General features: G+C 64.7%; 17 protein-coding genes. 4 read left to right on the top strand and 13 right to left on the bottom strand.

Annotated features, from left to right (window positions below; translation table 11 throughout):
* The first annotated feature begins 201 nt into the window (after positions 1-201).
* Complete coding sequence (locus ACGLHR_RS42560; protein WP_400101917.1) at positions 202-327, top strand: hypothetical protein; 126 nt, start codon at positions 202-204, stop codon at positions 325-327.
* A 564-nt stretch (positions 328-891) separates the two neighbouring features.
* Positions 892-1,209 carry a hypothetical protein gene (locus ACGLHR_RS42555; RefSeq protein ID WP_267603524.1) on the top strand — a complete coding sequence of 106 codons (318 nt, stop codon included), beginning with the start codon at positions 892-894 and terminating at the stop codon, positions 1,207-1,209.
* Positions 1,210-1,564: 355 nt separating this feature from the next.
* Here the strand turns inward: ACGLHR_RS42555 and ACGLHR_RS42550 are convergent, their stop codons facing one another.
* The 6 genes from ACGLHR_RS42550 to ACGLHR_RS42525 form a co-directional block, all read right to left on the bottom strand.
* Positions 1,565-2,356: a 4'-phosphopantetheinyl transferase family protein gene (locus tag ACGLHR_RS42550; protein WP_400101916.1), complete on the bottom strand. Its 792-nt coding sequence runs from the start codon at positions 2,354-2,356 to the stop codon at positions 1,565-1,567.
* A 54-nt stretch (positions 2,357-2,410) separates the two neighbouring features.
* Positions 2,411-5,506: an acetoacetate--CoA ligase gene (locus ACGLHR_RS42545; protein WP_400101915.1), complete on the bottom strand. Its 3,096-nt coding sequence runs from the start codon at positions 5,504-5,506 to the stop codon at positions 2,411-2,413.
* A gap of 751 nt (positions 5,507-6,257) precedes the next feature.
* Entirely contained in the window at positions 6,258-6,479 is a 222-nt protein-coding gene (locus ACGLHR_RS42540; protein ID WP_267603539.1) for a hypothetical protein, read from the bottom strand.
* Positions 6,480-6,566: 87 nt separating this feature from the next.
* The gene (locus tag ACGLHR_RS42535; RefSeq protein ID WP_400101914.1) at positions 6,567-7,721 is read right to left on the bottom strand and encodes a CAP domain-containing protein; all 1,155 of its coding nucleotides are present in this window, start codon (positions 7,719-7,721) and stop codon (positions 6,567-6,569) included.
* A gap of 215 nt (positions 7,722-7,936) precedes the next feature.
* Complete coding sequence (locus ACGLHR_RS42530; RefSeq protein WP_267603541.1) at positions 7,937-8,158, bottom strand: hypothetical protein; 222 nt, start codon at positions 8,156-8,158, stop codon at positions 7,937-7,939.
* Between the two features lie 38 nt (positions 8,159-8,196).
* A complete protein-coding gene (locus ACGLHR_RS42525) occupies positions 8,197-8,673 on the bottom strand; it encodes a lecithin retinol acyltransferase family protein (RefSeq protein ID WP_400101913.1) in 477 nt (158 codons plus the stop codon).
* A 547-nt stretch (positions 8,674-9,220) separates the two neighbouring features.
* Between ACGLHR_RS42525 and ACGLHR_RS42520 the strand changes: the two genes are divergently transcribed.
* Positions 9,221-9,508, top strand: a complete 288-nt coding sequence (locus ACGLHR_RS42520) for a hypothetical protein (protein ID WP_400101912.1) — start codon at positions 9,221-9,223, stop codon at positions 9,506-9,508.
* Positions 9,509-9,623: 115 nt separating this feature from the next.
* Positions 9,624-10,394, top strand: coding sequence for a PP2C family protein-serine/threonine phosphatase (locus ACGLHR_RS42515; RefSeq protein WP_400101911.1), 771 nt, complete (start codon positions 9,624-9,626; stop codon positions 10,392-10,394).
* Between the two features lie 33 nt (positions 10,395-10,427).
* Here the strand turns inward: ACGLHR_RS42515 and ACGLHR_RS42510 are convergent, their stop codons facing one another.
* The 7 genes from ACGLHR_RS42510 to ACGLHR_RS42480 all read right to left on the bottom strand — a co-directional run.
* Positions 10,428-11,735 (bottom strand): sigma-54 interaction domain-containing protein, encoded by a 1,308-nt coding sequence (locus ACGLHR_RS42510; RefSeq protein WP_400101909.1) that lies wholly within the window; start codon positions 11,733-11,735, stop codon positions 10,428-10,430.
* A gap of 87 nt (positions 11,736-11,822) precedes the next feature.
* Positions 11,823-14,882, bottom strand: a complete 3,060-nt coding sequence (locus ACGLHR_RS42505; protein WP_400101907.1) for a peptidase domain-containing ABC transporter — start codon at positions 14,880-14,882, stop codon at positions 11,823-11,825.
* A gap of 20 nt (positions 14,883-14,902) precedes the next feature.
* Positions 14,903-15,655 (bottom strand): peptidylprolyl isomerase, encoded by a 753-nt coding sequence (locus ACGLHR_RS42500; RefSeq protein WP_400101905.1) that lies wholly within the window; start codon positions 15,653-15,655, stop codon positions 14,903-14,905.
* Between the two features lie 125 nt (positions 15,656-15,780).
* A complete protein-coding gene (locus ACGLHR_RS42495; protein WP_400101904.1) occupies positions 15,781-17,163 on the bottom strand; it encodes an HlyD family efflux transporter periplasmic adaptor subunit in 1,383 nt (460 codons plus the stop codon).
* Positions 17,132-19,723, bottom strand: a complete 2,592-nt coding sequence (locus tag ACGLHR_RS42490; protein WP_400101902.1) for an FHA domain-containing protein — start codon at positions 19,721-19,723, stop codon at positions 17,132-17,134. The genes ACGLHR_RS42495 and ACGLHR_RS42490 overlap by 32 nt, the downstream gene beginning before the upstream one ends.
* A 215-nt stretch (positions 19,724-19,938) precedes the next feature.
* Positions 19,939-21,378: an efflux transporter outer membrane subunit gene (locus ACGLHR_RS42485; protein WP_400101918.1), complete on the bottom strand. Its 1,440-nt coding sequence runs from the start codon at positions 21,376-21,378 to the stop codon at positions 19,939-19,941.
* Positions 21,379-21,645: 267 nt separating this feature from the next.
* Positions 21,646-21,849: hypothetical protein (locus ACGLHR_RS42480; RefSeq protein ID WP_400101900.1), on the bottom strand; the 204-nt coding region annotated here is incomplete at its 5' end.

Here is a 21,849-nt window from a genome sequence, read left to right as displayed (position 1 = left end):
ACCGCCCCATCACAAGGAGAAAACCCATTGACATAAAATTCCAATGCAAATCTGTCCGATGAAACGGGGCAACCCCAACCGCGTCGCCGGCGCAAGTGCCGGACGTCGTCGAATCGAGTCAAGGGTAGGGGCCCGCATCGAGGCAGGCGGCCGCGCGGCGCGGCCGCCGGATCTGTCGACGATCCAGTGGTGTGCGCGTCCATGGGCTGCACCTTACCGTTACCGGCCAGCGCGTTCTATGAACCCAATTTCGAGAGCGGGCCCAAGTCCGTGCGCTGGCGGATCCAGCTGAAGGATGAGCCGGAGTTCGCCATCGCGGGGCTGTAGTGGGCGAGGCCGGCGCCGAGGTGCTCAGCTTCATGCGGCCCTACGCGCCCGAGTTGATGATTGCAGAGCCGGCGCCGCGCGCGGTGCGCGCGATGGCGAGCTCAGTAACCGGGGACGCCTACTCACCCAGCGCGACGGGTTCAAACCATTGGGGTAGGAGAGTCCCTCCAATATGATAGGAGCGTCCCTTCAACTCCAAGGCCGATACCAACCCTACTGTGTCTCTCCTATGCTTTAGGCATGCGTGTGGCGAGGGGCCCCCATCCTCGATCAGCCGCAGTGCCGCGATTCTCCTCCCGAATCGCGGCACTTTTCTTTGCGGTACAACCTGTCCTGGAAGGCCTGCGGGACGCCGCCCCCTGGCGGCCGGCGGCGGCCGCGCCTACACGGATGCAGGAGCCCCACCGGAGCTCAGTATGCCGCCGCGCGCTCGTCACGCCGGGGGTCCCTCAGATTTGAGTCTGCCGTTTCCAGCGGATATGATGGCGACTGAGGCGGCGCCGCTTTCGGCACGACGGAAGACGCCACGACCGCATCCCCGGTGGAATCAACTGCGACTTCACAATGAAAACCCTCCGTATCGCTTCCTTTTTCCTCGCTACAGTCGCGCTATCCGCTCAAGCAGTTCAAGCGCCTGACAGCCAATGGCAGCGCGTTGGGTTGTCGCTATCTGAGCTTGTTGGCCGTGGTTACGGCATTGCCGCGGTTACGAGCGACTCGTCTCCAAATGGGGTATCAACTGAAACGTTCTACCTTCAAAGGGGCGAAAGCGCGTACAAATGCATCGAGGTTCATGCCATTGATTTCAAGGCAAAGAAGTCCGCAGCGCTTTTTGATTGCTTTGAACTCGTTACGCCCTACGCAACGCCTCGCACCAAGTGAGGCAAGTATGCGGGCCGGTGCGCGCCGTCTTGCGTCACCCTCTCCAGCCTACCTACACGCCCGTGCCGCTGCCTCCAGCCTGACCTCATACGCCGCGCGCTGCGCCACTTCCACCAGCGCCGCCCGCCCCTTCGTGAAGAGCATTGGGAACCGTGCCTCAATTGGCGCGATCGGCCAGGACCGGCCGGTCAACGCGGCTTTTGATCCATTCCAGTCCGTCATGACGTTGGCGTTCATGGGGCAAAAGTGCACGGCAGATTTTGCACTCCGAGACAAACATCCAGATGTGTCTTCCTGGTTGTTCGATCGCGCATCTCATAGGCCCAGCGTTAATCCGGCATTGCCGTCGAATTGGTCAGCTGTTTGCCCAGGCCGATAACGAGCAACGGTGGAGGGTGACGCTTGCGTCTTCGAGCGACACGGCTAGCGCTGCGCGGACTCCCGGCCCGAGGACGAGGTCGAGACACGTCCAGCCGGAAATGGTTGTGCCGTTATGCGAAGCACACCAGCGGCCCTCGCCGAGTAGCAAATCGTCTTCTGTCGTATAGGCGTTCGGCTCGCCGGAGAGACCCATGCCGAGCGCCTTCAGCAGAGCTTCCTTTCGGGTCCAGATACTGAGCAGGGTTGCAGCCGAATCGGGTCGCGTCGGGTCAAGCGCCTCCTCCTCGATCGGAGAGAATATCCCGCGTCCAATGCCCGCAACGTCTAAGCCGTCAATCCGTCGCTCCACGTCCACGCCGACACGGCAATCCCATGCGAAAGCGAGCAGCGTCATCCCGTCAGTGTGGGAAACACTGAATGCGAGCCTTGCAGCGTGCGGCCACTGCAAGGCGGGCTTGCCGAACGGCGTAACACTAAAGCGCAGGGATTCGGGATTGCAGGTCAGATAGCCGCCGATCAGCCAGCGGAGAAGGCTCCGCCGGGCAATGAAGTCATTGCGATTCCTTTCGTGTCTGTAGGCTCGGGCACGCTGTCGCTCATCTGGCGAAAGCGTGTGGGCGAGCGTCGAACATGCTGGCTCGATAAGAGCGTCATTCAGTACCCACACATGCACGGCTCTTTCCGGCAACGAGAGGCGGCTCCGATCAGGCAGTAAAAGAGACGCGGTACGTCCCGCGTTTCGTGCGGTGACAATATCGTGCTGCATGCCGTTCGATCCCCGTTCACGCCTTGCGGCGTCTCACGAAACACGCCCGCCGCGTCACGGGTTTGCCAACCCCTCGTCCAGTAGCGCCGCGACGACCTGCAAGTTCGGTTCGACGATCATATCGCCATGGCTACTGGGCACTTCGGCAATCATCAGGCCGCCGCGCGCGACACGCCGCCACAGCGATATCGGATCGCCGCGATCCTGCTGTCGAATCGTCGCGCGCACATAGACAATCGGGCCCGCGTGATACGGCCGCGGCCGGTAGGTCGCCATTGCTAGCCCCATCGTTTCGCGCACGCGCCGAAGCGCAGGCGGCAACGATTCGGTGAAGGGGTCTGGCCGGCGCGTCATGCGCCCGCGGCTCATCCGCACGCGATCGGCCGCCCTCCCGAGCATGTCCGTCAGGTAACCGGAAAGCTGCGACGCAGGCACCGCGCGAAGCTTGCGCCACCGCTCGCCCAGATAGCTGCAGCGGTGCCGCATCCAAGCATTCCATGGCAGGAAATGCTCGTGCACATAGGTATCGAGCAGGCACAGGAATTCGATGTGCTCGCCAGCGCGCCTCAGCTGTTGCGCAATCTCGAACGCGACCAGCCCGCCCAACGAGTAGCCGGCCAGCGCGTACGGTCCGCCCGGCTGCACGGTGCGCATCTGTTCGATGTAGCTGGCCGCCATGTCTTCGACGCGCCCCTGTGTCGGCTGCTCGCCATCCAGGCCTCGTGCCTGCAGTCCATAGACCGGGCGCGGACTACGCAGCGCGCAGACCAGCCCCCAGCATTCCATCACCGAGCCGCTCAAGCCATGCACGAGGAATAGCGGCGTCCCGGTGCCGGCGCGCACGGGCACGAGGATCGGCGACGGCGGCGGCGGTGCGCCCTCGTCGATCGCCGCGGCGAGGCGCGCGATCGTCGGCGCGATCAGCAGCGTCGCGAGTGGAATCGTGCGCCCGGTCGACTGATGCACGTCGGCGAGCAACCGCGCTGCGAGCAGCGAATGGCCACCCAGGTCGAAGAAGTTGTCGTCGCGACCGATCGGCGCGAAGTCGAACAGTTTCTCCCACAGCACCTGCAAATGACGTTCTAGTTGATCGCGGGACTCGCCGGCGGGTGGCAATTCGCGCGCCGCAAGGTTCAGTGCCGGATGGTTCCGGATCGCGTCGAGGCATCCGGGATTGCGTAACGCCGCGGCATTGCCGACCGGCAAGCCGTTGACCGCATTGCGCGCGGCCGCTTCGGACAGCTTGCCGCTATGCGTGACCGGCAACTCATCGACGGCGATGATCCGGTCGGGCACGTGCGTTGGCGAGGCACGACGTGCGAGGTCGCGGCGCACTCGGGCGGCCAGCGCGCCGGTCAGCGCGACGCCATCCTGCAAGACCAGCAGCAGCACGATGCGCTGGTCGTACCTTTGCGCGTGCGTGCGGTCAGGCGGCGCGGCGCGTGGCCGCTGCTCGACCACCAGCGCCTCGCGAATGTCCCGGATATCGCTCAGCACACGATAGATTTCGCCCGGACCAACGTTGATGCCGCGAACATTCAGTACGCCATCGGATCGGCCATGCAGCCGCGCAGTGCCTTCCGGCGAAAATTCGATGCGATCGCCGTGCGTCCAGACACCTGCGTTGCTGGTGAAATAGGCAGCGTGAAACCTCTTACCGTCCTTGTCGCCAAAAAAACCGAGCGGACGTGACGGAAACGGATTCGCGCAGACCAGCTCGCCGATTCGGCTGGTGCGGCCCCCCTGTTCCCACGCCTGAACATCGAGCGCAAGGCTCTTGCATTGGGCTTCCCCCGCATAGATCGGCAGGTTCGGGTTCCCCAGCACAAAGCAGCCGAGAATGTCCGTGCCGCCCGAGATCGACTGCAGGGGCAGCGGCTTCACGTGATCGCGTACCCATTCGAACTGCGCATCGAACAACACCGCACCGGTCGACATCATCGCGCGTAGTGCGCCGAGATCGAATTGCTGCCCTGGCGCCAGGCCCGCGTCCTCACACATCTTCAGGTAAGCGGGACTTGTGCCGAACACGGTGACGCGCTCGTCGGCGACGAGGCGCCACAACGCATCGACCGTCGAGATCGGGCCGTCATACGTAACGATCTCGGCCCCGGACGCGAGCGCCGACAACTGCCAGTTCCACATCATCCACGCGCAGGTGGTGTGAAAGTACAATCGATCGCCGGGCCGCAGGTCGCAGTGCAGCCGATGCTCCTTCAGATGCTCGAGCAGGCTGCCGCCGGCGCCGTGCACAATGCACTTCGGCTTGCCGGTGGTGCCCGACGAGAACATGATGAAAAGCGGATGGTTAAACGGGAAGCGCCGCCACACGAAGCTCCCGGCATCGCCGCTGTCGATCAGTTCGCCAAGCGAATAGACTCGCTGCTTGACGGTGTCCGGCAAGGTTCCGTCGTCGAGCCGGACGACGCCCTGCAGCGACGGTAACGCAGCAGCCAGATCGGCGATGTTATCCGCCAGCGACATGCCCGTGTCGAACGCACGCTGCGCAGCGTGCGCGAACAGCAGCCGCGGCGCTAGCGGCGCGAAGCGATCGAGGATCGTCTCGACGCTCATTTCGGCCGCAGCGGTCGACAGCGTTGCACCGAGCGCGGTGACGGCCAGCGCGGCAACGACCGCATCTGCGTCGTTGCGCATCACACCAACCACGCGGTCCCCATCGCGCAGCCCCAACTCCGAGAGAGCATGCGCGAGACGAGCTACTCGATTGCGCAGTTCGCCGCGGGTCAGGCGTACACGTCGGCCATCTGCGTGACATGCGGTCAGTGCAGGTGTGTCGGGCGTCGCTACCGCCAGGCCAAGCAGGTTGTCCGCGTAGTTCAGTTGGACCTGCGGGAAGAAGCGTGCATGCTCGCACTCGTCGCCGACGCAGACCGGCTCGGTGCTGCCGGACCACGCGAGGCCCTGCGACCACTGCACGAAGCATTGCCAGAACGTCCGGTACTCCCGTACCGAGAAATCGTGTAGCGTATCGTAGTTATTGAAGACTTGGCCGGTGTATGCCTGCAGGGCCGTGGTAAATGCGGTCATTTGCGACGCCGCGGCGCACTCGGGCGTGCCGCTATAAATGGGTACGCGTCCCATGGTCACGCTGGGGCAGAACGACGCGTCGAACAGGTGAAAGCGATCCATCCAATGCTCCACGGAGACCGGTGCACACCGTTCGAAGCAACGGCGTGTCCTGATCATCCAGACTAGTGACTCGCTATTTCTTGCTCTGTGCGAAATCGCACGAACTATTGCCAAACCACAGGCAACGACCAGGCGGCCGGCGTAGAAATGACTGGGGCTTCTCGTATCAACAAGTTCGTGACCCGGGGCGGCTTCGCTGAAACAGCAATGCGCCATCACCATGACGAGCGCGTCACTATCAAATCGGCACGCGTCCCGAAACTTCCTCCGGGAATGGTGTGAGCGAATCCACGAGATCCTGATGCAGACCATGGGGCAGGACCTTTCGGTCGGCGGCAACCAGGCAGCGCGCGGGACTACCTGTCAAGAGCGGACTGCGGAAGCTCGAAGCATTGTCGACGAACGTCTCTTGTCCGCCCTGTGAGGGGACATTCGCGAATCGCTTCTTGGTGGCTGGCCGACAGCGGAGGTCGGCCAACGCGCGCACTAGTGCCCATTCCAGGGCATTCCCCGTCAATTTGACCCGACCCGCACCTGCCGTCGGTCGCAAATCAACAACATAGGGAAACGCTCACGCCGCGAGTGAAGCACAAGAGTGTACGACACGCCGCCCCCGATCGCCGGAGGGGTCGGTCTGCACGCCCGGTCGGGCGTCAGGCTGAACCAGCAGCCGCCATTTAAGTCGTGGCAAGCGCACCTGTGCAAAGTCTGGCCAAGGGCTGCCCAGCACGATAGTCAGGGTGGCGCGCAGCTAGTTCACCTGCCCCGCGTCGATGGCTCGCATGGCTGCGGCTTCTGCCAGGGCAATTGCAGCTTCCGCGGTCCCCGCCACGCCAGCCTCTTCCTCGAACGAAGGCTGCGGCGTTTCGCCGAACGAGTCGGCGATCACGACCATCGCCGTAAAGCCTCCGCCAGCTACCGGAACAGCGCGGGCCACCACGGCATAGCCGCCATACTCGAACTGTCGCTCCATCTCGCCGCTCCTAAACGCTTGGGCATGAGGCAATCATAGATGGACATATCGTCCCGTGACCAGAACAAGGCCCCTGTCCCGCCAAATTCACCGGGTGACGAACGACCAACTCAGATTGAGCGGCTTGCCAGCCAGCTGGCCGCTGACGCTCACGTTGTACCGCGTCCCGCTCGCGAGCGGCGCGAGAGGCGTACAGACCGCAGCGCCGGCAGCCGCACCGGACAGGTTGGGGCTGCGCGCATCCACCTTCAGGCAGTTGACGTTGTTGCCTTGCGCATCGGTCACCACGAAGGTGTCCGCGTTAAACGCCTGGTTGCGGTCGATGGCTTGCAGGGTGATGGGGTAGCCAAGCGTCTGGTTCTGGTAGCCCGGCGCGGGATTGGGGCTTTCATTGTTCACCCAGCTGGTCGGCACGTCCGCCTGGCCGGCGTAGGGATACGCCACCATCTGGTCGCTGGTGCCGGGCATGGTGGCATCGGCCAGGTCGATAGTTTGGTAGAACGATGCCGTGGCACCGCCCGAAGCCGTGCTCTTCTGCTCGGCATAGCCGGCCCCCGCGGACTTGTAGCTGCCCAGCAAGGTGGCGCGATGGAGTGGCGCATCGAACAGGTCGGCCACCAAGGCGTCGTTGGACGCCAGCACCAGGATCGCGTTGGGATCCGAGCTCCATTTCGTGGCGCCCCCGACGACCTCCGCTGTGGCGCCGGTCGGGTACAGCGCTTGCACGCGTGCATCCGGCGTGGCGCCGGTGTAGCCCCGCGCGGCGGCATTCTCGTCATGACCAAGCGTCTGGTTCCAGAGCATGTAGTTGCTATGGTTTTGCGCGGCGACGCCGATGGCATCCTGCGCTTCCAGCGCGGGAAGCCCGACCTGCACGCGACGGAAGTTGGCATAGCAAAGGCCTGCGGTCTTGGGCTCGCCGAGCACGTGATAGGCGGTCACGCCGGCCGCGCCGCGCGCGGGCAGGATGCTGACGCCGGATGCGCCCGAAGCCGCAGCGGCGTTGCCGGTCACGGTGAAGCAGGCCGTCACTGCGGTGGCGGGCACCGTCTGGCTGGTGCTGGGGGCAGCGGCCGCAGCGCCGGCATTGCTCGTTGCGCCTGCCGCTGCGGGCGTGGCGGGCCCGCTACCGCCGCCATCGCCGCCACCGCAGGCGCAGAGAACCAGTGTGGCGCCGGCCAGGGCGAGAAGTATCTTGGGAAAATGCGCCTTTCCGGGCGAGGTCGAGCGATTCGCTAGCATCAATCCGAAGGGTTCGTCCGGCCATCGCAACCGGTGATCAAAAGTGCGGCTTTGGCATCGCAAGGGCAAAGCCAGGCTGGGAAAAATCCGGACGATCTTATTGGCGGGCCCGCGGGAGCGTCCAGCCTGCGAACAAATGCTTACGTGTGACCCTGGCGCGCGTCACCTGACGGCATTCAGAATAGGTAAAGGCGTAAAGGCGCAACGCATGCACTTCAGCCCACCCTGAGCGCAGGCGGGAATACGCACCAGCACCCGTCGTCATGGCGGAAGAAGAACATCGACAACTGCCCCGACGGGCGGGCCACATCCACCCGGATGCAGCCGCTGCGGCAAGCCCGCGAACTGCGCACGCGGGTGATCCGCGCGGGCGCGGCCAGGTTGGGGCCGAGCCATTTGTCGATCAGCCCACGCAGGGATATCTTGGCGGTTTGCATGTCAGTCTCCTTGACTTGGCTGGCTCTAGGATCAAGCGTTAAACAGCACCGGCGCCGAGGTGCACGCCCTTGAACTCGGTTTCGAGAAACGTCCTGAGCAGGTTGGCGACGGTCTGCACGGCCATGGACGGGTGGTGCAGGCAGGCTTCCACTTGCTCGCTGCGGCCTTCGCCAAGCAGGCACCAGGTGCAGAAGTGCTCGCAGTTGTTGGTCAGGAGCCGGTAGTTGTCTTCACCGAGACGGGAGCGGGCGCGCGCAACTGCTTCCAGGCCAACATACCTGGCGCAGGGATTGGCCTTCACGGTGACGGGGTGGCCAGCCGCGAAGGCTTCCACCGTGGTTTCTTCCACCGGGCCGCGATGGAGCGAGCCGGCAAAGCCGGCGTAATGGACCACCTTGCCTTCGCCGATATAGATGCCGTGATGGGCATAGCCGCGGCGTTCCGTGACCAGGTGTGCGCCCAGGGGCAGGTCGGCATCGATGGCCTGGTCTTGTTGTTGGTGTTGGTGGTTCATGGCTGCCTCTGATCTGTTTGCTTGCTGCAGGCATTGCCTGCTGGTTGCCATACCATCCGCATCAACCGTGCCACCCGCCGCAGTCCCAGGCAGATCAAGGGATTGCGGGATTTTCAACCGGCCAGGCAGGGGAAAAGCGTCTCCGGCCAGCCAACAGCTTGATGCCAATAGTGTTGGCGGCATGCCATCAGAGGGGATCCGGATACGGTGAGCGCCGTGACGAAGTGGATTCGGTGGCAGTGGCAGCGCGCTGTGGCGCGACTTCACGCAAGACGGCAAAGGGACGGCGAGCCCGAGGCAAAGCGGTGGTGTTCCCCCACCATACCGGCGGAGGATGTTGGCATTGCGCCAACGCTTCAGGCCCTGCCGCGAAGTCCGAGATCAGCCCGAAATCGCCAACGCGGAGGGAAAACACAGCAAATTCAAGCACTTGCGCCGCTGAGCCGACTCAGCCGCATCACTGGCATGCGCTTTGCTCTGTAGAAGCATGGCAAGAAGCCACGGACCGCAACACAGCCCCTACCGAACCCACGCACCGGAGACCATCATGGCGGCGCTCACCATCAAAGACCTCTACACCAACCGCACGCTGGACGGCCAGGCCATGGCGGCCATCCGGGGCGGCGGCGCGCCGTGGGTATTCGGCTGGATCCAGCCCTACTCCCCGCCCCGGCAAAGCATTGGGCCCGTCGTCAACTTTTACGAGATCAACAACAGCTTCTATGCTGATCAGATGGTTAACCAGTTCCAGAACATCGACGTTCGCAATACGGCGCCCGGCGCGAACATCAATGTGCAAGCGGGACAAGGGGCAAGGAACGACGGCCGGATGTAGCCCGGTTCGCACGCGGCCCGCACGGTCCGGCAATGCACCGCCTGCCACGCCAATGCCGCCCAGGCACTGGCGTGGCGTTGCGGCGTCCTAGCTCGCCCGAACACCGGAGATGATCGTGACCTGTGCATCGCAATTCCGCTGGACTTCAGCCGCTCGCACCGATGTCGGCCTCGTACGGGAGCGCAATGAGGATGCCTGCCTGGCCCAGCCGGAGCGAGGGCTCTGGGTGGTGGCGGACGGCATGGGCGGCCATGCGGTTGGCGATTACGCCAGCAACCTCGTCGTGGAGACGCTATCCCGTCTGCCGCTGCCGCAAAGCCTCGAGAGCTTGCTCGACGAGGCGCGCACCGCCTTGCAGGAGGTCAATCGCGAGTTGCTGGAGGAAGCGGCGCGCCGGCAGGTCCGGCGCATTGGCAGCACGGTGGTGGTGCTGATGGCGTGCGAACGCTTCTGTGGCTGCCTGTGGGCGGGCGACAGCCGCATCTACCTGTACCGGGACGCGCACCTGACCCAGCTGACCCGGGACCACAGCCGCGTGGAAGAACTCAAGGCACGCGGCCTGATTACCGCGGAAGAAGCCGTGCATCACCCTGCGCACAACACCATCACCCGCGCGGTAGGCGCGAACACGGCGCTGGAACTGGACCAGACCTGGGTGGAAGTCGCCGATGCCGATATCTTCCTGCTCTGCAGCGACGGCCTGAGCAACGAGTTGCGGGACCCGGAGATCGCCAGCGTGCTGGCCTGCGGCGATTGCGAGCTGGCGGCACAGGCGCTGGTGACCGCGGCGCTGGGCCGCGGCGGCCACGACAATATCTCGGCGGTGGTGGCGCGCGCCGAGGATCTCTACGCCTCGGACAAGACCATGGTGAATCCAGCGCTGTAGCCTGGCTCGCGGCTCACCACGCCTTTGCGCTGCTTACCGCGCCTTGCCGCCCTGCGCCGCGCCCTGGTTGCGGAAATCCTTGGAATGGATGCCGTGCTTCTTCAGCAGCATCTGCAGGTGCGAGCGATTCATGTCGAAGCGCCTGGCCAGCTCCGCTACCGTGCCGCCGACTTCCTGCAATCCCCGCTCGAGAAATGCGCGTTCGGCTTCATCGCTGGCGGCGCGCTTGGCTTCGCTGAGCGAGGTGGCCGTGGACGCATCCACCACGAGCGGTGCCGCGGCGCCGCTGGCCACCAACGCCGGCGCCGATGGCTTGGGGCGCAGATCCTGCGGAAGATGCTCGAGATCGGCCGTGTCGCCGGCGAGGCAGGAGATCCGGTACATCAGGTTGCGCAACTCGCGGATGTTGCCGGGATAGGCGTAATTCATGAGGAAGTCGCGCAGGCGCGGCGTCAGCTTGATGGGACGGCGCTTTAACGCGCCGGCCGCCTCGTCGCCGAAATACGCTACCAGCAAGGCGATTTCATCGCGCCGCTCGCGCAGCGGCGGCAGCGTGACGTGGATCACGCTGAGGCGGTAGAACAGGTCTTCGCGAAACTTGCCCTCCTCGCTCAGGCGCCGCAGGTCCCGGTTGGTGGCCGCCACGATGCGCGTGTCGACCGAGATGGTCTCGTCGGAGCCGACCCGCTGGATCTCGTGCGACTCCAGCACGCGCAGCAGCTTGACCTGCCCGGTGAGCGGCAACTCGCCGATCTCGTCGAGGAAGATGGTCCCGGTATGCGCGCTCTCGAACTTGCCGCGGCGATCGTTGGCCGCGCCCGTGAAGGCGCCCTTCTTGTGGCCGAACAGCTCCGACTCCAGCAGGTTCTCCGGGATCGCCCCGCAGTTCACCGAGATATAGGGCTTGTCCGTCCTGGAGCCGTTGGCATGGATCACCTTGGCCATCAGCTCCTTGCCCGTGCCGCTCTCGCCATCGATCAGCACGGGCAAATCGGTGGGCGCAGCCTTCTCGGCGATCTCCAGCGCCTCCAGCAGCTTGGGGTTGTCGCCGAAGGTGCCCTCAAATATAAAGCTGCGCTCCAGCAGCGCCTGGCGGCGCTCGCGTGGCGCCAGGTCGGCTGGCATCGGCTCTGCCACGGCCGCCTGCACAAAGCGCTCCTTGTGCGACAGCTGCATCACCTCGTCGCGCAGCGTGGTGGCCTGCTTGAGCAGCTTCTCGATCTCGTTGCGCTCGAGCTTGGAGGCCCAGCGCAGCGTAGAGCGCAGGATCTCGATCTTCTCGATCAGCCCGGCATAGGAGATGGCCGACCCGACGGAGCCCCCCTGGTTGAACAGCTTCATGTCGCGCTCCCCCATGCGTCGCATTACGGCAGATAGGCCAGATGCGCCATTGCAACCCCCGCAGCGCCCGGGGCAGTGCAACCGCGCTCACTCTGAACTCAACTGCTTCTGCACCAGTTGGTAGTACATGCCCTTGCGCTCCAGCAGTTCCTCATGCCGCCCCTGCTCGACGATGGCCCCTTCGTACAGCACCAGGATCTTGTCCGCGCGCATGATGGTGCTCAGGCGGTGCGCGATGATCACGGCGGTGCGGCCTTGCAGGATCTCCTGCATGTTGCCAAGGATGTTGCTCTCCGATTGCGTGTCCAGCGCCGAGGTTGCCTCGTCGAAGACCAGCAGGCGTGGATCGTGATAAAGCGCGCGGGCAATGCACAGCCGCTGGATCTGTCCGCCGGACAAACCCACGCCGCGCTCGCCCACCACCTGCTCGTAGCCCAGCGGCAGCTTGCTGATGAACGCGTGGGCGTCGGCCATCTTGGCGACTTCCTCGATATGGCGGCGATCCGGGCTGTCGTCGCCGCAGGCGATGTTCTCGGCAATGGTGCCCGAGAACAGCAGGTTGCTCTGCATCACGTAGCCGATCTGCGCGCGGTAGTACTCCTTGTCGATCACGCTGAGGTCGTAGCCATCCACGGTGATCTTGCCTTCCGTGGGCACGTAGAACCCCACCAGCATCTTGGCCAGCGTGGTCTTGCCCGAGCCGCTGCGCCCCACGATGGCCAGCAATTCGCCGGGCTTGATGCTGAAACTGATGTTCTCCAGCACGTAGGGCGTTTCGGCCCCGCCGTAGCGGAAGTAGACGCCCTCCAGGCTGATCTCGCCCTGCAGGTCCGGCAGCATCACGCGCGACGCCAGTTCCTCCGGCTTTTGCTCCGGATCGAGGTCCAGCACGTCGCCCAGGCGCTCCATCGCCACGCCGGCATCGTTGAGCTGGCCCCACAATGCCACCAGGCCCATCAACGGCGCCAGCACGCTGCCCATGAATGCGTTGAAGGCAATGAGCTGGCCGACGGTGAGCTCGCGCTGCAGCACCAGGTTGGCGCCCACCCACAGCACGGCGATGGTGGTCGCAGCATTGAGCAACTGGCTGGCCAGCCCCACCAGGATATGGAACGCCTGCGCCCTGTACTGGACCTCCAGCGCCTTGGCGTACTTCTTCTCCCACTTCAGGCGCACCGGGCGCTCAATGCCCATGCCCTTGACCGTCTCCACTCCGCCCAGCGTCTCCATCAGGTACGACCGCGCATCGGTCGTGGTGGTGAACACCTCGCGCGCGAAGGCCTTTACCTTTGGCGTAGCCACGATCGTCAGGATCGCAATCGGAACCACGAAGGCGATCAGCACCAGCGTCATCTTGACGTTGTAGAGAAACATGATGGTGAAATAGATAAACACCATCAGCAGGTTGAGCGCCGTCGTCACCGTGGACTCGGTCAGGAAGGCGCGGATGGTCTGGTTCTCCTGGAAGCGGGCGAAGATGTCGCCCGTCTTGCGCTTGGCGAAGAAGGAAAACGGCAGCGACAAGGTGTGCTTGAAGAAGTGCGACATCATGGCGAAGTCCATATTGCGCACCATGAAGTTGGCGAGATACGCCCGCACCGAACTCATCAGTTGCGAGAACACGCTGGAGACGATCAGCCCAAGTATCAGCAGGTTCAGCAGGCCCATATTCTGGTGCACCACCACGCCGTCCAGGATGTTCTGGATGATCAGGGGCGGCACCACGCCCAGCACCTGGATCACGAAGGTCGCCATGAACAGGTGTGCGAGGATCCGTTTGTACGGCGCCAGGTAGCCGATGAAGCGCAGCCAGGGCGAACGCGCCACCGCCAGTTGCGCCATGCTTTCGCCGGAGGTGAAAAGCAGGCAGGTGCCGCTCCACCCGCGCTCGAACTCCTCCACGCCCATCTTGCGAAATCCGAGGGCCGGATCGGCCACCCACACCCAGCGCTTGGATACGCCGTAAACCACCACGTAGTGGTAGCCCTCCCAGTGCACGATAAACGGCAGCTCGAAACCCAGCAGGGAATCATGCGTGCACTGCACGCCGCGCGTGGTAAAGCCGAGCGACTCGCCGGCGCGGGCCAGGCTGTCCAGCGTGGCGCCCTGCGTGGTCACATTGGCCAGCTCGCGCAGCTTGCCGAGCGTCATGGGGATGCCGTGATGGCGGCAGATCATCGCCAGGCAGGCAGCGCCGCAATCCATCTCCTCGGCTTGCTCGACCAGGGCGAAGCGGCGGATCACGCGTTCGCCGAACTCCGGCTTCGAGCGCAGGTCGAGCATCACTGGATGCTTGCGCCGCTCGGCCATCTTCTTTTGCCGGTGCAGCTCCCGGTCGATAAAGCGGATGCGCTCCTCCAGCACTTCGCGCAGCTTGGGATTGCGCTCCAGGATCAGCTGCACGGTCTTTTCCGGAATCACCAGCAGCCGCGCATCCGTGCCGGCGATAGCCGACGCGATCTGTTCCTGGCGCATCACGCAGGCGCGCTCGCCAAAAATGTCGCCCTGGCGCAAGGTCGCCAGCGGATACTCGACGCCCTCCTCGGTCCGCACGATGCGGACTTCGCCCTGGCGCACCACGTACAGGCGGCGGTCTTCCCGTGCATCCTGCTTCAGGATCTCCTTGCCGGCGGACACGCGCTTCACGCCCACGCTGCGCACGGCCTCCTCCAGCTCGCTCTTGTCGAGCTTGCCGCGCAGGTCGAACAGCCGGGCAACAAAGCCGCCAGCCGAACTGATCGCGACATAGCTGGCGACAAAGGCCATCGCCGCCGGATTCTGCGCGATCATGGGCTCGGTCACGCTGCGCGGAATATAGAGCAACTCGGTCTTGGCGGAAGACCGCACCGAGGATTCGTGCCGGTACTCGCGCAGCATGGCAATGTCGGCGAACACCTCGCGTGCCTTGCGCACGCCCAGGCTGACTTCCTTGCCATTGTCTTCGTTGAAGATGCGCACTGACCCCGACTTGATGATGAAGAGCCCGTCGGCCGGCTCGCCTGCATTGCAGATGGTCTCGCCAAAGCCGTATGAAAGCGATTGCGCATGCTCCGCCAGCCGCTCCATTTCCTCGCGCGAGAACGGCGAGAGTATTTCCACGCCAGCCAGAAAGTCGGCGAGCGGATGCAGTTCGGGGCTGGCTTCCATATGCGTCTGGGCCCTCGCGGCTAGCGCGCTTCGATGACGTGTTCCTGCGCCCTGGCCATCAGCCAGTCTTCACGCAGGAGCCGGCGCACCTCCGCCGCCACATCGGCATCGAGCGTGGCGGGATGCTTGGCGCTCACCATGAAGATCTCGAAGAAGGAGCGGTCCTGGGACGGGAACGGACCGAGCAGGTCGCCGGTGGCGGCGTTGAACACCTTGGCTTCGATATCCGTCTTCAGTGAGCCGCGCAAGACCTTGCCGATTGCGCCGCCCTGATCTTTCGTGTCCGCGATGGAGTGCTCGCGCGCCATCTCGGCAAAGCTGTCGGGATCGTCCCGCAGGTAGGAGATCAGCTCCTTTGCCTTGCCCTCGGCGTCCACCACGATATGGCTCACCTCGATGCTGTCGAACTTCGGCGAGTGCAGCTTGAAGTAGCCCTCCACGGCCTTGTCGCTGGCCACCTCGGCGAGCATCTTTTCCTGGTAGAGGCTATCGGTAACGAACGCCTCGAACTCGTCCAGGCTCACACCGAGCACATCGAGGTAGTGGTTCATCTCCGTCGCCCGGTGCAAACCCTGCACGCGGCGGAACTGATCGGCGCGTTCCTGGATTTCCTCCGGCGACACGGTGATGCCCTGCTTCTTCGCCGCGTGCACCGTGAGCTTGTCCCTGACGATCTGCTCGATCAGCCCTTCGAATTGGCCCGTGAGCTTCAGGACACGGATGAATTCCTCGACCCCGATGACTTCATCGTCGACCCGCACAATCGCTGTCATCTCGTCAGCTCCTTGATTGTTCCCATTCGCCAAAATCCGCCGGCCCGCAAGTGCGGGCCGCCGACGCGTCTCCACCCACCTTCCAATCCTTGCCTCTATCCGCTTGCTTCAGCCCTCCGCTTGCTTCAGCCCGCCACCTGCCGGAACGGATCCAGCCCCAGGTCGATCAGGCGCCGCTCGCGCACCACGATTTCCGCCGTGGCGGTCATACCGTAGCGCAGCGGGTATTTGTTTTCCGCCACCGTGTAGTAGTCTTGCGCCAGCCGGACCCGCCCCTCGTACACCGGTTGCTTGTTCGGCCCCGCCAGCTTGGTCGCCGGCGAGATGTACTCGAGCGTGCCGGCGATCAAACCATAGCGCTGGTAGGGAAAGGCGTTGAATTTCAGCTTCACGGGCAAGCCCTCGCGCAGGAAGGCGCGATCGCGCTCGGCAATCTCGATCTTGAGCACGGGGCGCGCGTTCTTGGGCGCGATGCCGCCCAATGGCGCATTGGCCAGGACCTTGTCACCGCGCTGCGTGGAGCTGACATCGGTGATCACGCCCGCCACGGGCGCCAGGATCAGCAGGAAGTTGTCCTTGTCGATATTCTCGAAACGGATGCGCGCCGCCGCCTCGGCAACCAGCCGCGCGGTCTGCACCTGCAGGCGCAGCTTGTCTTCCGTATTGGCTATCTCGCGCAGCGCGGCGTCGTACTGGATGCGCAGGTTGGTCAGCTCCTGGCTGCTGCCTTCGAGTTGCACGGTGGCCTGGTTGAATTCCTGGCTCAGCTTGGAATCCAGCTCCGCCAGCCGCGACTGGGCAATCTGCAGCGCGTTCTCCGCTTCCACAGCCGCAATCCGCTTGCTCTCCACCTGCAACTGCGAGACCCCGCCGCCACCCGCCAGCGCAAACAGGCGGGCATAGCGGTCCTGCTCCTGGCGTGCGAATTCACGAGCCCGCCGCGCGCTGTCCAGGTTGCTGCGCGCCTGCTGCAACTGTGCCCGCTGCTGCTCCGCGAGCCGGGTGGTGCCCTCCGCAGTACGATTCTCGTGCAGGCGCTCCGCCACATCGATCTGCTGCTTCAACGCCGCCGCCTTGCGCTCCATCAACAGCTTCTTGTCGGGAAACTGCTTCCACTCGCGCTCGGAATCCTGCAGCTTGAGCTGCGCCTCCAGCGCGTTGGTGGCGGCCTCGATCGCGCCGCGCGCATTCAGCCGCGCCAGCACGTCGTCCTTGTTCACCGGCTGGCCCTCGGCCACATAGAGATCCGCCAGTTCTCCATCGACCGGCGCGTAGAACCGCCGCACTTCCGACTCCGGCGCGAGGGTGCCGTCCGCGGACACGATCACATCCGCGTGGCCCACGAACGACCAGACCAGCGCGCAGACGACCAGCGACACCATGACCAGCACGGAGATCTGCATCAGCTTCCAGGGCTCCGCGCTGAGAATGGCGATGCCCTCAGCGCTGTGGTCCTCGAGCGCCTCGGACAGCGGCTTAAGGCGATTGTCTCGGCTGTCGTCCTTCATCACCCTCCCCTCCAATCAATGCCAGCTTGGACTTGAGCAGCGCCGGGCTCAGCACCATGCGCAATTCCTGCAGGGAACGCCGCTGCAGCTCCGTCTCCGAATCGATATCCGCCTGGACCTGGCTCCATTGCGCCGTATCGCCAACCTTCAGTTGCGCGTAGATGCGCATGCCCTGGTGCGCCTGCGCGCTGGCATTGGACAGCAGGCGTGCCTGCGCGCGGAATTTGGCGGAGATGTCGGACTCCAGCCGCTGCTCGCCGCCGATGGCGCCATCGCGGCGATACTGGCGCCACGACGCAAGCGCGGCGTTCATCAGTTCCTGCGCGCGCCGGATCGCCGCATCGTGTATCGCCGCCACATCGGGCTCGACCGCCTTGAGGAAATAGGTATCCTCCGCGGGATCGAGCATGGCGTAGAACGACAGCAAGGCATCCTCGTTGCCATTGCCGCCGCGCGCCTTCTGCAACTCGGCGAACTGCGCGGCGACGGCCTGCTTGCGCGCGAGGTCCTTGGCGGCGGCCGCGGCCCATGGCCCCGTCTTTATCGCTTGCAGCCCGGCGAACGCCTTGGCGCTATCCCCCGCGCGCCAGGCCTTGTCCACCTCGGCGTACTGCCGCGCCAGTTCCGGCGTCGGCAGGCGGCTGGCCGCCAGTACGCGAAAGCGCGCCTGGAAGGGCGGCGTGGAAAAGCTGGCCTTGGCCATCTGGGCCATCAGCGGGCCCAGTGCCGCCGCGCGTGCCGCACTGTCCAGCGCGATGTACTGCCGCAGGTCCTCCTTGAGGCGATCCATGCCGGCGAGCCTTGGATACTTCTCCGCGTAGTCCGCCAGCACGGCCTGCAGCGCTTCGGGATGCTCGCCCGCCAACCCGGTGGCCAGCGATGCATTCAAGCGGTCGACGGCGGCCAGGTAGACCGAGTCGTCGCTTTGCAGCTTGCGCACATAGCTGAGCGCATCGGCATATGGCTCCCTGAATTGCGGCACATAGGCTGCAATGCGGTCCAGCGCGCGCTGGTGGGCGGGAGTGTCGTCATTCCAGTGCTTGAGCAACGCGCGGATGCTGGCCTCATCGGTGTAAATGCGGATCGGCGCGTCCACGCCTCCCCGGCCCGCCACGAAGCGGTTCAGCCGGCCAATCCAGTCGAGCTCCTCCAGCAGGCCGCGCGCGTCGGCATTGTGCGCGCCGAGCGTCTTCATGCGCGCCAGCGCCGCCTCGGCGCCATTGAAGTCGCGCGCCTGTAGCTTGGCGATCCATCCCGGCACCTGGTCACGCAGCAGCGCCTCGGTGCCCATCGCCCTGAACTGTGCATTGTCCGGGTGGCGCTCTAGATACGCGTCGGCTACGGCCGCGGCGCGGGCATGGTCGCCGCTGGCCATCAAGGACCTCATCTCGCGCTCGGGGGCGCCGCGCAAGAACAGGAAGAGCAGCAGCGCCACGACCGCCACGGCCACGACACCGCCCCAGCGCGCCGCGCGCTTCAGGCCTGCGCGCTCCGAAGCGCCAAAACTGCTGCCTAGCCTGCCCATGACGAGCGCGAACTTGCCCTGTGCACGCGGCTTGTCCGTCGCGCCACCTTCGCCTTCCGGCTGGGGCAATGCCTCCTGATTGACCTCGTCTTCCTGCTGCGCGGCGTAGTCGACGCAGAAAATATCCAGGAAGGAGCCAGCAGCGGCGACGAACGTGGTCTTGTCGGGATCGTGCGTCGGGGCGGCGGGTTCTGGCGCCGCGGTGGGTGCAGCTGCCGGCGGGGCCAATGCCGCCGCCGGGCCCTGGGCAGGCACTTCGGCGCCATCGGGCGGCGGCGGGATCGAACTGGTGAGGGTTGCGTCGGTGGTGGTGGTGGCCTCGTTGCGTATGCCTACCCGATAGACAAAATGATTGCCGCCGAACGCGAGGAGATCTCTCTCGCCGAGCGCGACCGCGTGCTCATCCACCCGCTTGCCGTTGACGAAGGTCCCGTTGGTGCTGCCGAGGTCTTCGACAAATGGATCGTTCCCCTTCAGGAAGATGTGCGCATGACGGCGCGAGACATAGTTCACCTGGTGCGGATAGACCTCCTTGTAGCGGGAGAAAGTCTCGTCCGCCTTGCTGATCAGGAAGGGAAATCCAGCTACCTCGATCGGCTGCAGGCCAAGATCGTCGCGCTCAGGCACAAGCGTCAGCACAATCGGCGTCTGGCTCTGTGCCTGGACTGGCGCGCGCGAATGCAAGCGCACCCGGTAGGACAGCGCAGCGCCGAAGCGTAGTTCATCGCCGTCGCGCAGCCTGGCTGGCTGCTGTGCCACGGTCGCGCCATTGACGGTGGTGCCGTTCTTGCTGCCCAGATCCGCGATATAGGCCGCGCCATGCTCGGAAAAGATGCGCGCGTGGCGGCGCGAGAGCACCGCGGCCACGTCGGCCGGGTATGCGGCGAAAGGCGCTTCCGCGCGGCCCACGGCGAACAGGCTCTCGTCGATGCGGATCTCGCCGAGCTCAGGGTTGGAGATGGCTTCGAGCACGATATCGAACGCCTGCCCCACCTTTGCCCGCATCTCGACAATCAGAGCTTCGTCTGGAGCCATGTTTCGATACCACCAACAGCGCGTGCCATGACGCGTACGCCAGTGGCAAGCCATGTTTCATGGCGACGGCGCGAGCCTGTGCGGCCCGCTGCGTCGTGAACGTGTTGACTAAGGACATAGTAGGCCACGCTTGCCCGTAGTCAAACGTCCGCCGGCAGCGTATTTCGCGCCTTGCCGGGCTTGCCCGGCTTGCGTGCGCAACGGGTTGCAGCCCCTTACTTCGCGATCTGTTGCGACGCCTCTTTCGGCGCGTTGCTCACCTCGGTGCTTGGCCACCCGCCACCAAGTGCCTTGTAGAGGGTGACAGTGTCAGCCAGGATTTGTTGGTGGTTGGCCAACAATTCCTGTTGCGCGCTCAGCAGCGATCGCTCGGTCTCGAATACATCGAGCTGGGACACCACGCCTTCCTTCAGCTGCGCCTCGATCTGCGCCGACACCACGCGTAGTTGCGCTACCTGCTGCTGCAGTTCCACGCGTTGCTTTTTGTGCGCGTCGACATTGACCAGCGCGTTCTCCACTTCCTCGAACGCCGTAATCACGGTGCGGCCATATTCGTTCTCTGCCACCTTGGTCTGTGCCTCCGAGGTCTTCACCCGGGCACGCACGCCCGGGTCCAGCATGGGCAGGTTGATGCTCGGCATGAAGCCGAAGGTGAACGACTTCAACAGGTCGCTCAGCGCAAAACTCGCCGTGCCGCCGCGGCCCGTCAGGCTGACGCTGGGCAGCTGCGCCAGGCGCGCCTGGCCGACCAGGTTGACGGATTCGAGCACGCGATATTCCGCCGCCACGATGTCAGGGCGCCGCGAGAGCAACTGCGACGGCAGGCCCGCCGGCACCGCCGGCAGTTGCACCCGCTCCTGCAGTCGCCCGGCCGGCACCTTGAACACGCCGGCCGGCACGCCCACCAGCGTGGCCAGCGCATTCTCGGAAATATCGCGCGAGCGGCGCAACTCCAGCAGGTCCTTGGTGAGCCGGTTGATCTCGGCCTGCTGCTGCATCACGCGGATCTTCGGGATCAGGCCGTTCTGGACCATGGCCTGGTAGGTGGTGAGGATCTGCTTGTTCCTCACCAGTGTCTTGCTCTGCTGATCGATCTGTTCGTCGAACTGCAGGATCTGGAAGTAGGTGATGGACACGTTGGAGACCAGGGTGAGGTAGCCGGCACGCCAATCCGCTTCGGTCGCGTTGAATTCGGCCGTCTGGGCCTGCACCCCCTTTTCCACCTTGCCCCAGATATCGATGTCCCAGTTGACCTGGGTGCCGAGGTTGTAGCTCTTGACGAGCGGCGTGCCTGTGCTCTTCTCGAAGCTCGCGCCGGCACCCAAGTCGAAGACCGGCAGCGCGCCGGCCCTGACCTCGGCAATCTGCGCGCCCGCCACCTTGATGCGCGCGGCCAGCACCTTGATGTCGTAGTTGCCCGCGATTGCCTTGTCGACCAGTCCATCGAGGTACGGATCCCGGAACGCCTGCCACCAGTTCGGCACGATCGTGTCCGACGGCGAAACCGTGATCGATCCCTGGCGCGCCCAGTCAGGCTTGGCCGGCGTTTCCGGCCGCTGGTACACCGGCGGACGAAAGTCGGCGCAAGCTGCCAGCACCAGCAGGCAGGCGCCAGCCGTCAGGCATCGCCGCAAAGCGGCGCGCGCACCGCGCACGACAAACGGGGGGGAATGGTCTGGCACGATCGCCTCCTGCGAGCGTCAGCGGGCTGAACATGACCCGGCGGGCACCGGCCCCCGTCAGCCACATCGCCGGCGCCAGCTGCGCCGGGTCAGTCACGGCCCGAATACGAAGGAGCCGCGCCATCAACTCGCCATGCATGCATTGTGTATCCGCTAGCGGCGCGATCCAACCTGTAAATGAAGGCCCTGCGGCAAGAAAAGCGCCGCCCTGCCCGGCACGCCGGGAGGGCGGCGGTGGCTTCAACGATAGATGTTGTTCTGGGCGTTCTGCGTTGAGCTCACGTGGGACTTGATGTCGTCGGCAAAGGCCGTGTTGTTGCCATTCATGTTGACGACGTTTTGCGTCTGCCCGATCAGCTGCTGGGCATTGAAGGTCGAGTCGATCTTGGTCAGGCTGAAGACGGGCATGAAGGGCACGAAGCCGCCGCGCACGGCGCGCATGGC

This window comes from Cupriavidus sp. CuC1 (assembly GCF_044627735.1).
In the GTDB taxonomy this organism is placed as follows: Bacteria; Pseudomonadota; Gammaproteobacteria; order Burkholderiales; family Burkholderiaceae; genus Cupriavidus; species Cupriavidus ulmosensis.
This window is presented reverse-complemented; position numbering and strand designations above follow the sequence as displayed.

Bases quoted from the DNA above. Each gene is read 5' to 3' on its own strand.
- ACGLHR_RS42560 (WP_400101917.1), top strand. From the start codon at position 202: ATGGGCTGCACCTTACCGTTACCGGCCAGCGCGTTCTATGAACCCAAT.
- ACGLHR_RS42555 (WP_267603524.1), top strand. From the start codon at position 892: ATGAAAACCCTCCGTATCGCTTCCTTTTTCCTCGCTACAGTCGCGCTA.
- ACGLHR_RS42550 (WP_400101916.1), bottom strand. From the start codon at position 2,356: ATGCAGCACGATATTGTCACCGCACGAAACGCGGGACGTACCGCGTCT.
- ACGLHR_RS42545 (WP_400101915.1), bottom strand. From the start codon at position 5,506: ATGGATCGCTTTCACCTGTTCGACGCGTCGTTCTGCCCCAGCGTGACC.
- ACGLHR_RS42540 (WP_267603539.1), bottom strand. From the start codon at position 6,479: ATGGAGCGACAGTTCGAGTATGGCGGCTATGCCGTGGTGGCCCGCGCT.
- ACGLHR_RS42535 (WP_400101914.1), bottom strand. From the start codon at position 7,721: ATGCTAGCGAATCGCTCGACCTCGCCCGGAAAGGCGCATTTTCCCAAG.
- ACGLHR_RS42530 (WP_267603541.1), bottom strand. From the start codon at position 8,158: ATGCAAACCGCCAAGATATCCCTGCGTGGGCTGATCGACAAATGGCTC.
- ACGLHR_RS42525 (WP_400101913.1), bottom strand. From the start codon at position 8,673: ATGAACCACCAACACCAACAACAAGACCAGGCCATCGATGCCGACCTG.
- ACGLHR_RS42520 (WP_400101912.1), top strand. From the start codon at position 9,221: ATGGCGGCGCTCACCATCAAAGACCTCTACACCAACCGCACGCTGGAC.
- ACGLHR_RS42510 (WP_400101909.1), bottom strand. From the start codon at position 11,735: ATGAAGCTGTTCAACCAGGGGGGCTCCGTCGGGTCGGCCATCTCCTAT.
- ACGLHR_RS42505 (WP_400101907.1), bottom strand. From the start codon at position 14,882: ATGGAAGCCAGCCCCGAACTGCATCCGCTCGCCGACTTTCTGGCTGGC.
- ACGLHR_RS42500 (WP_400101905.1), bottom strand. From the start codon at position 15,655: ATGACAGCGATTGTGCGGGTCGACGATGAAGTCATCGGGGTCGAGGAA.
- ACGLHR_RS42495 (WP_400101904.1), bottom strand. From the start codon at position 17,163: ATGAAGGACGACAGCCGAGACAATCGCCTTAAGCCGCTGTCCGAGGCG.
- ACGLHR_RS42490 (WP_400101902.1), bottom strand. From the start codon at position 19,723: ATGGCTCCAGACGAAGCTCTGATTGTCGAGATGCGGGCAAAGGTGGGG.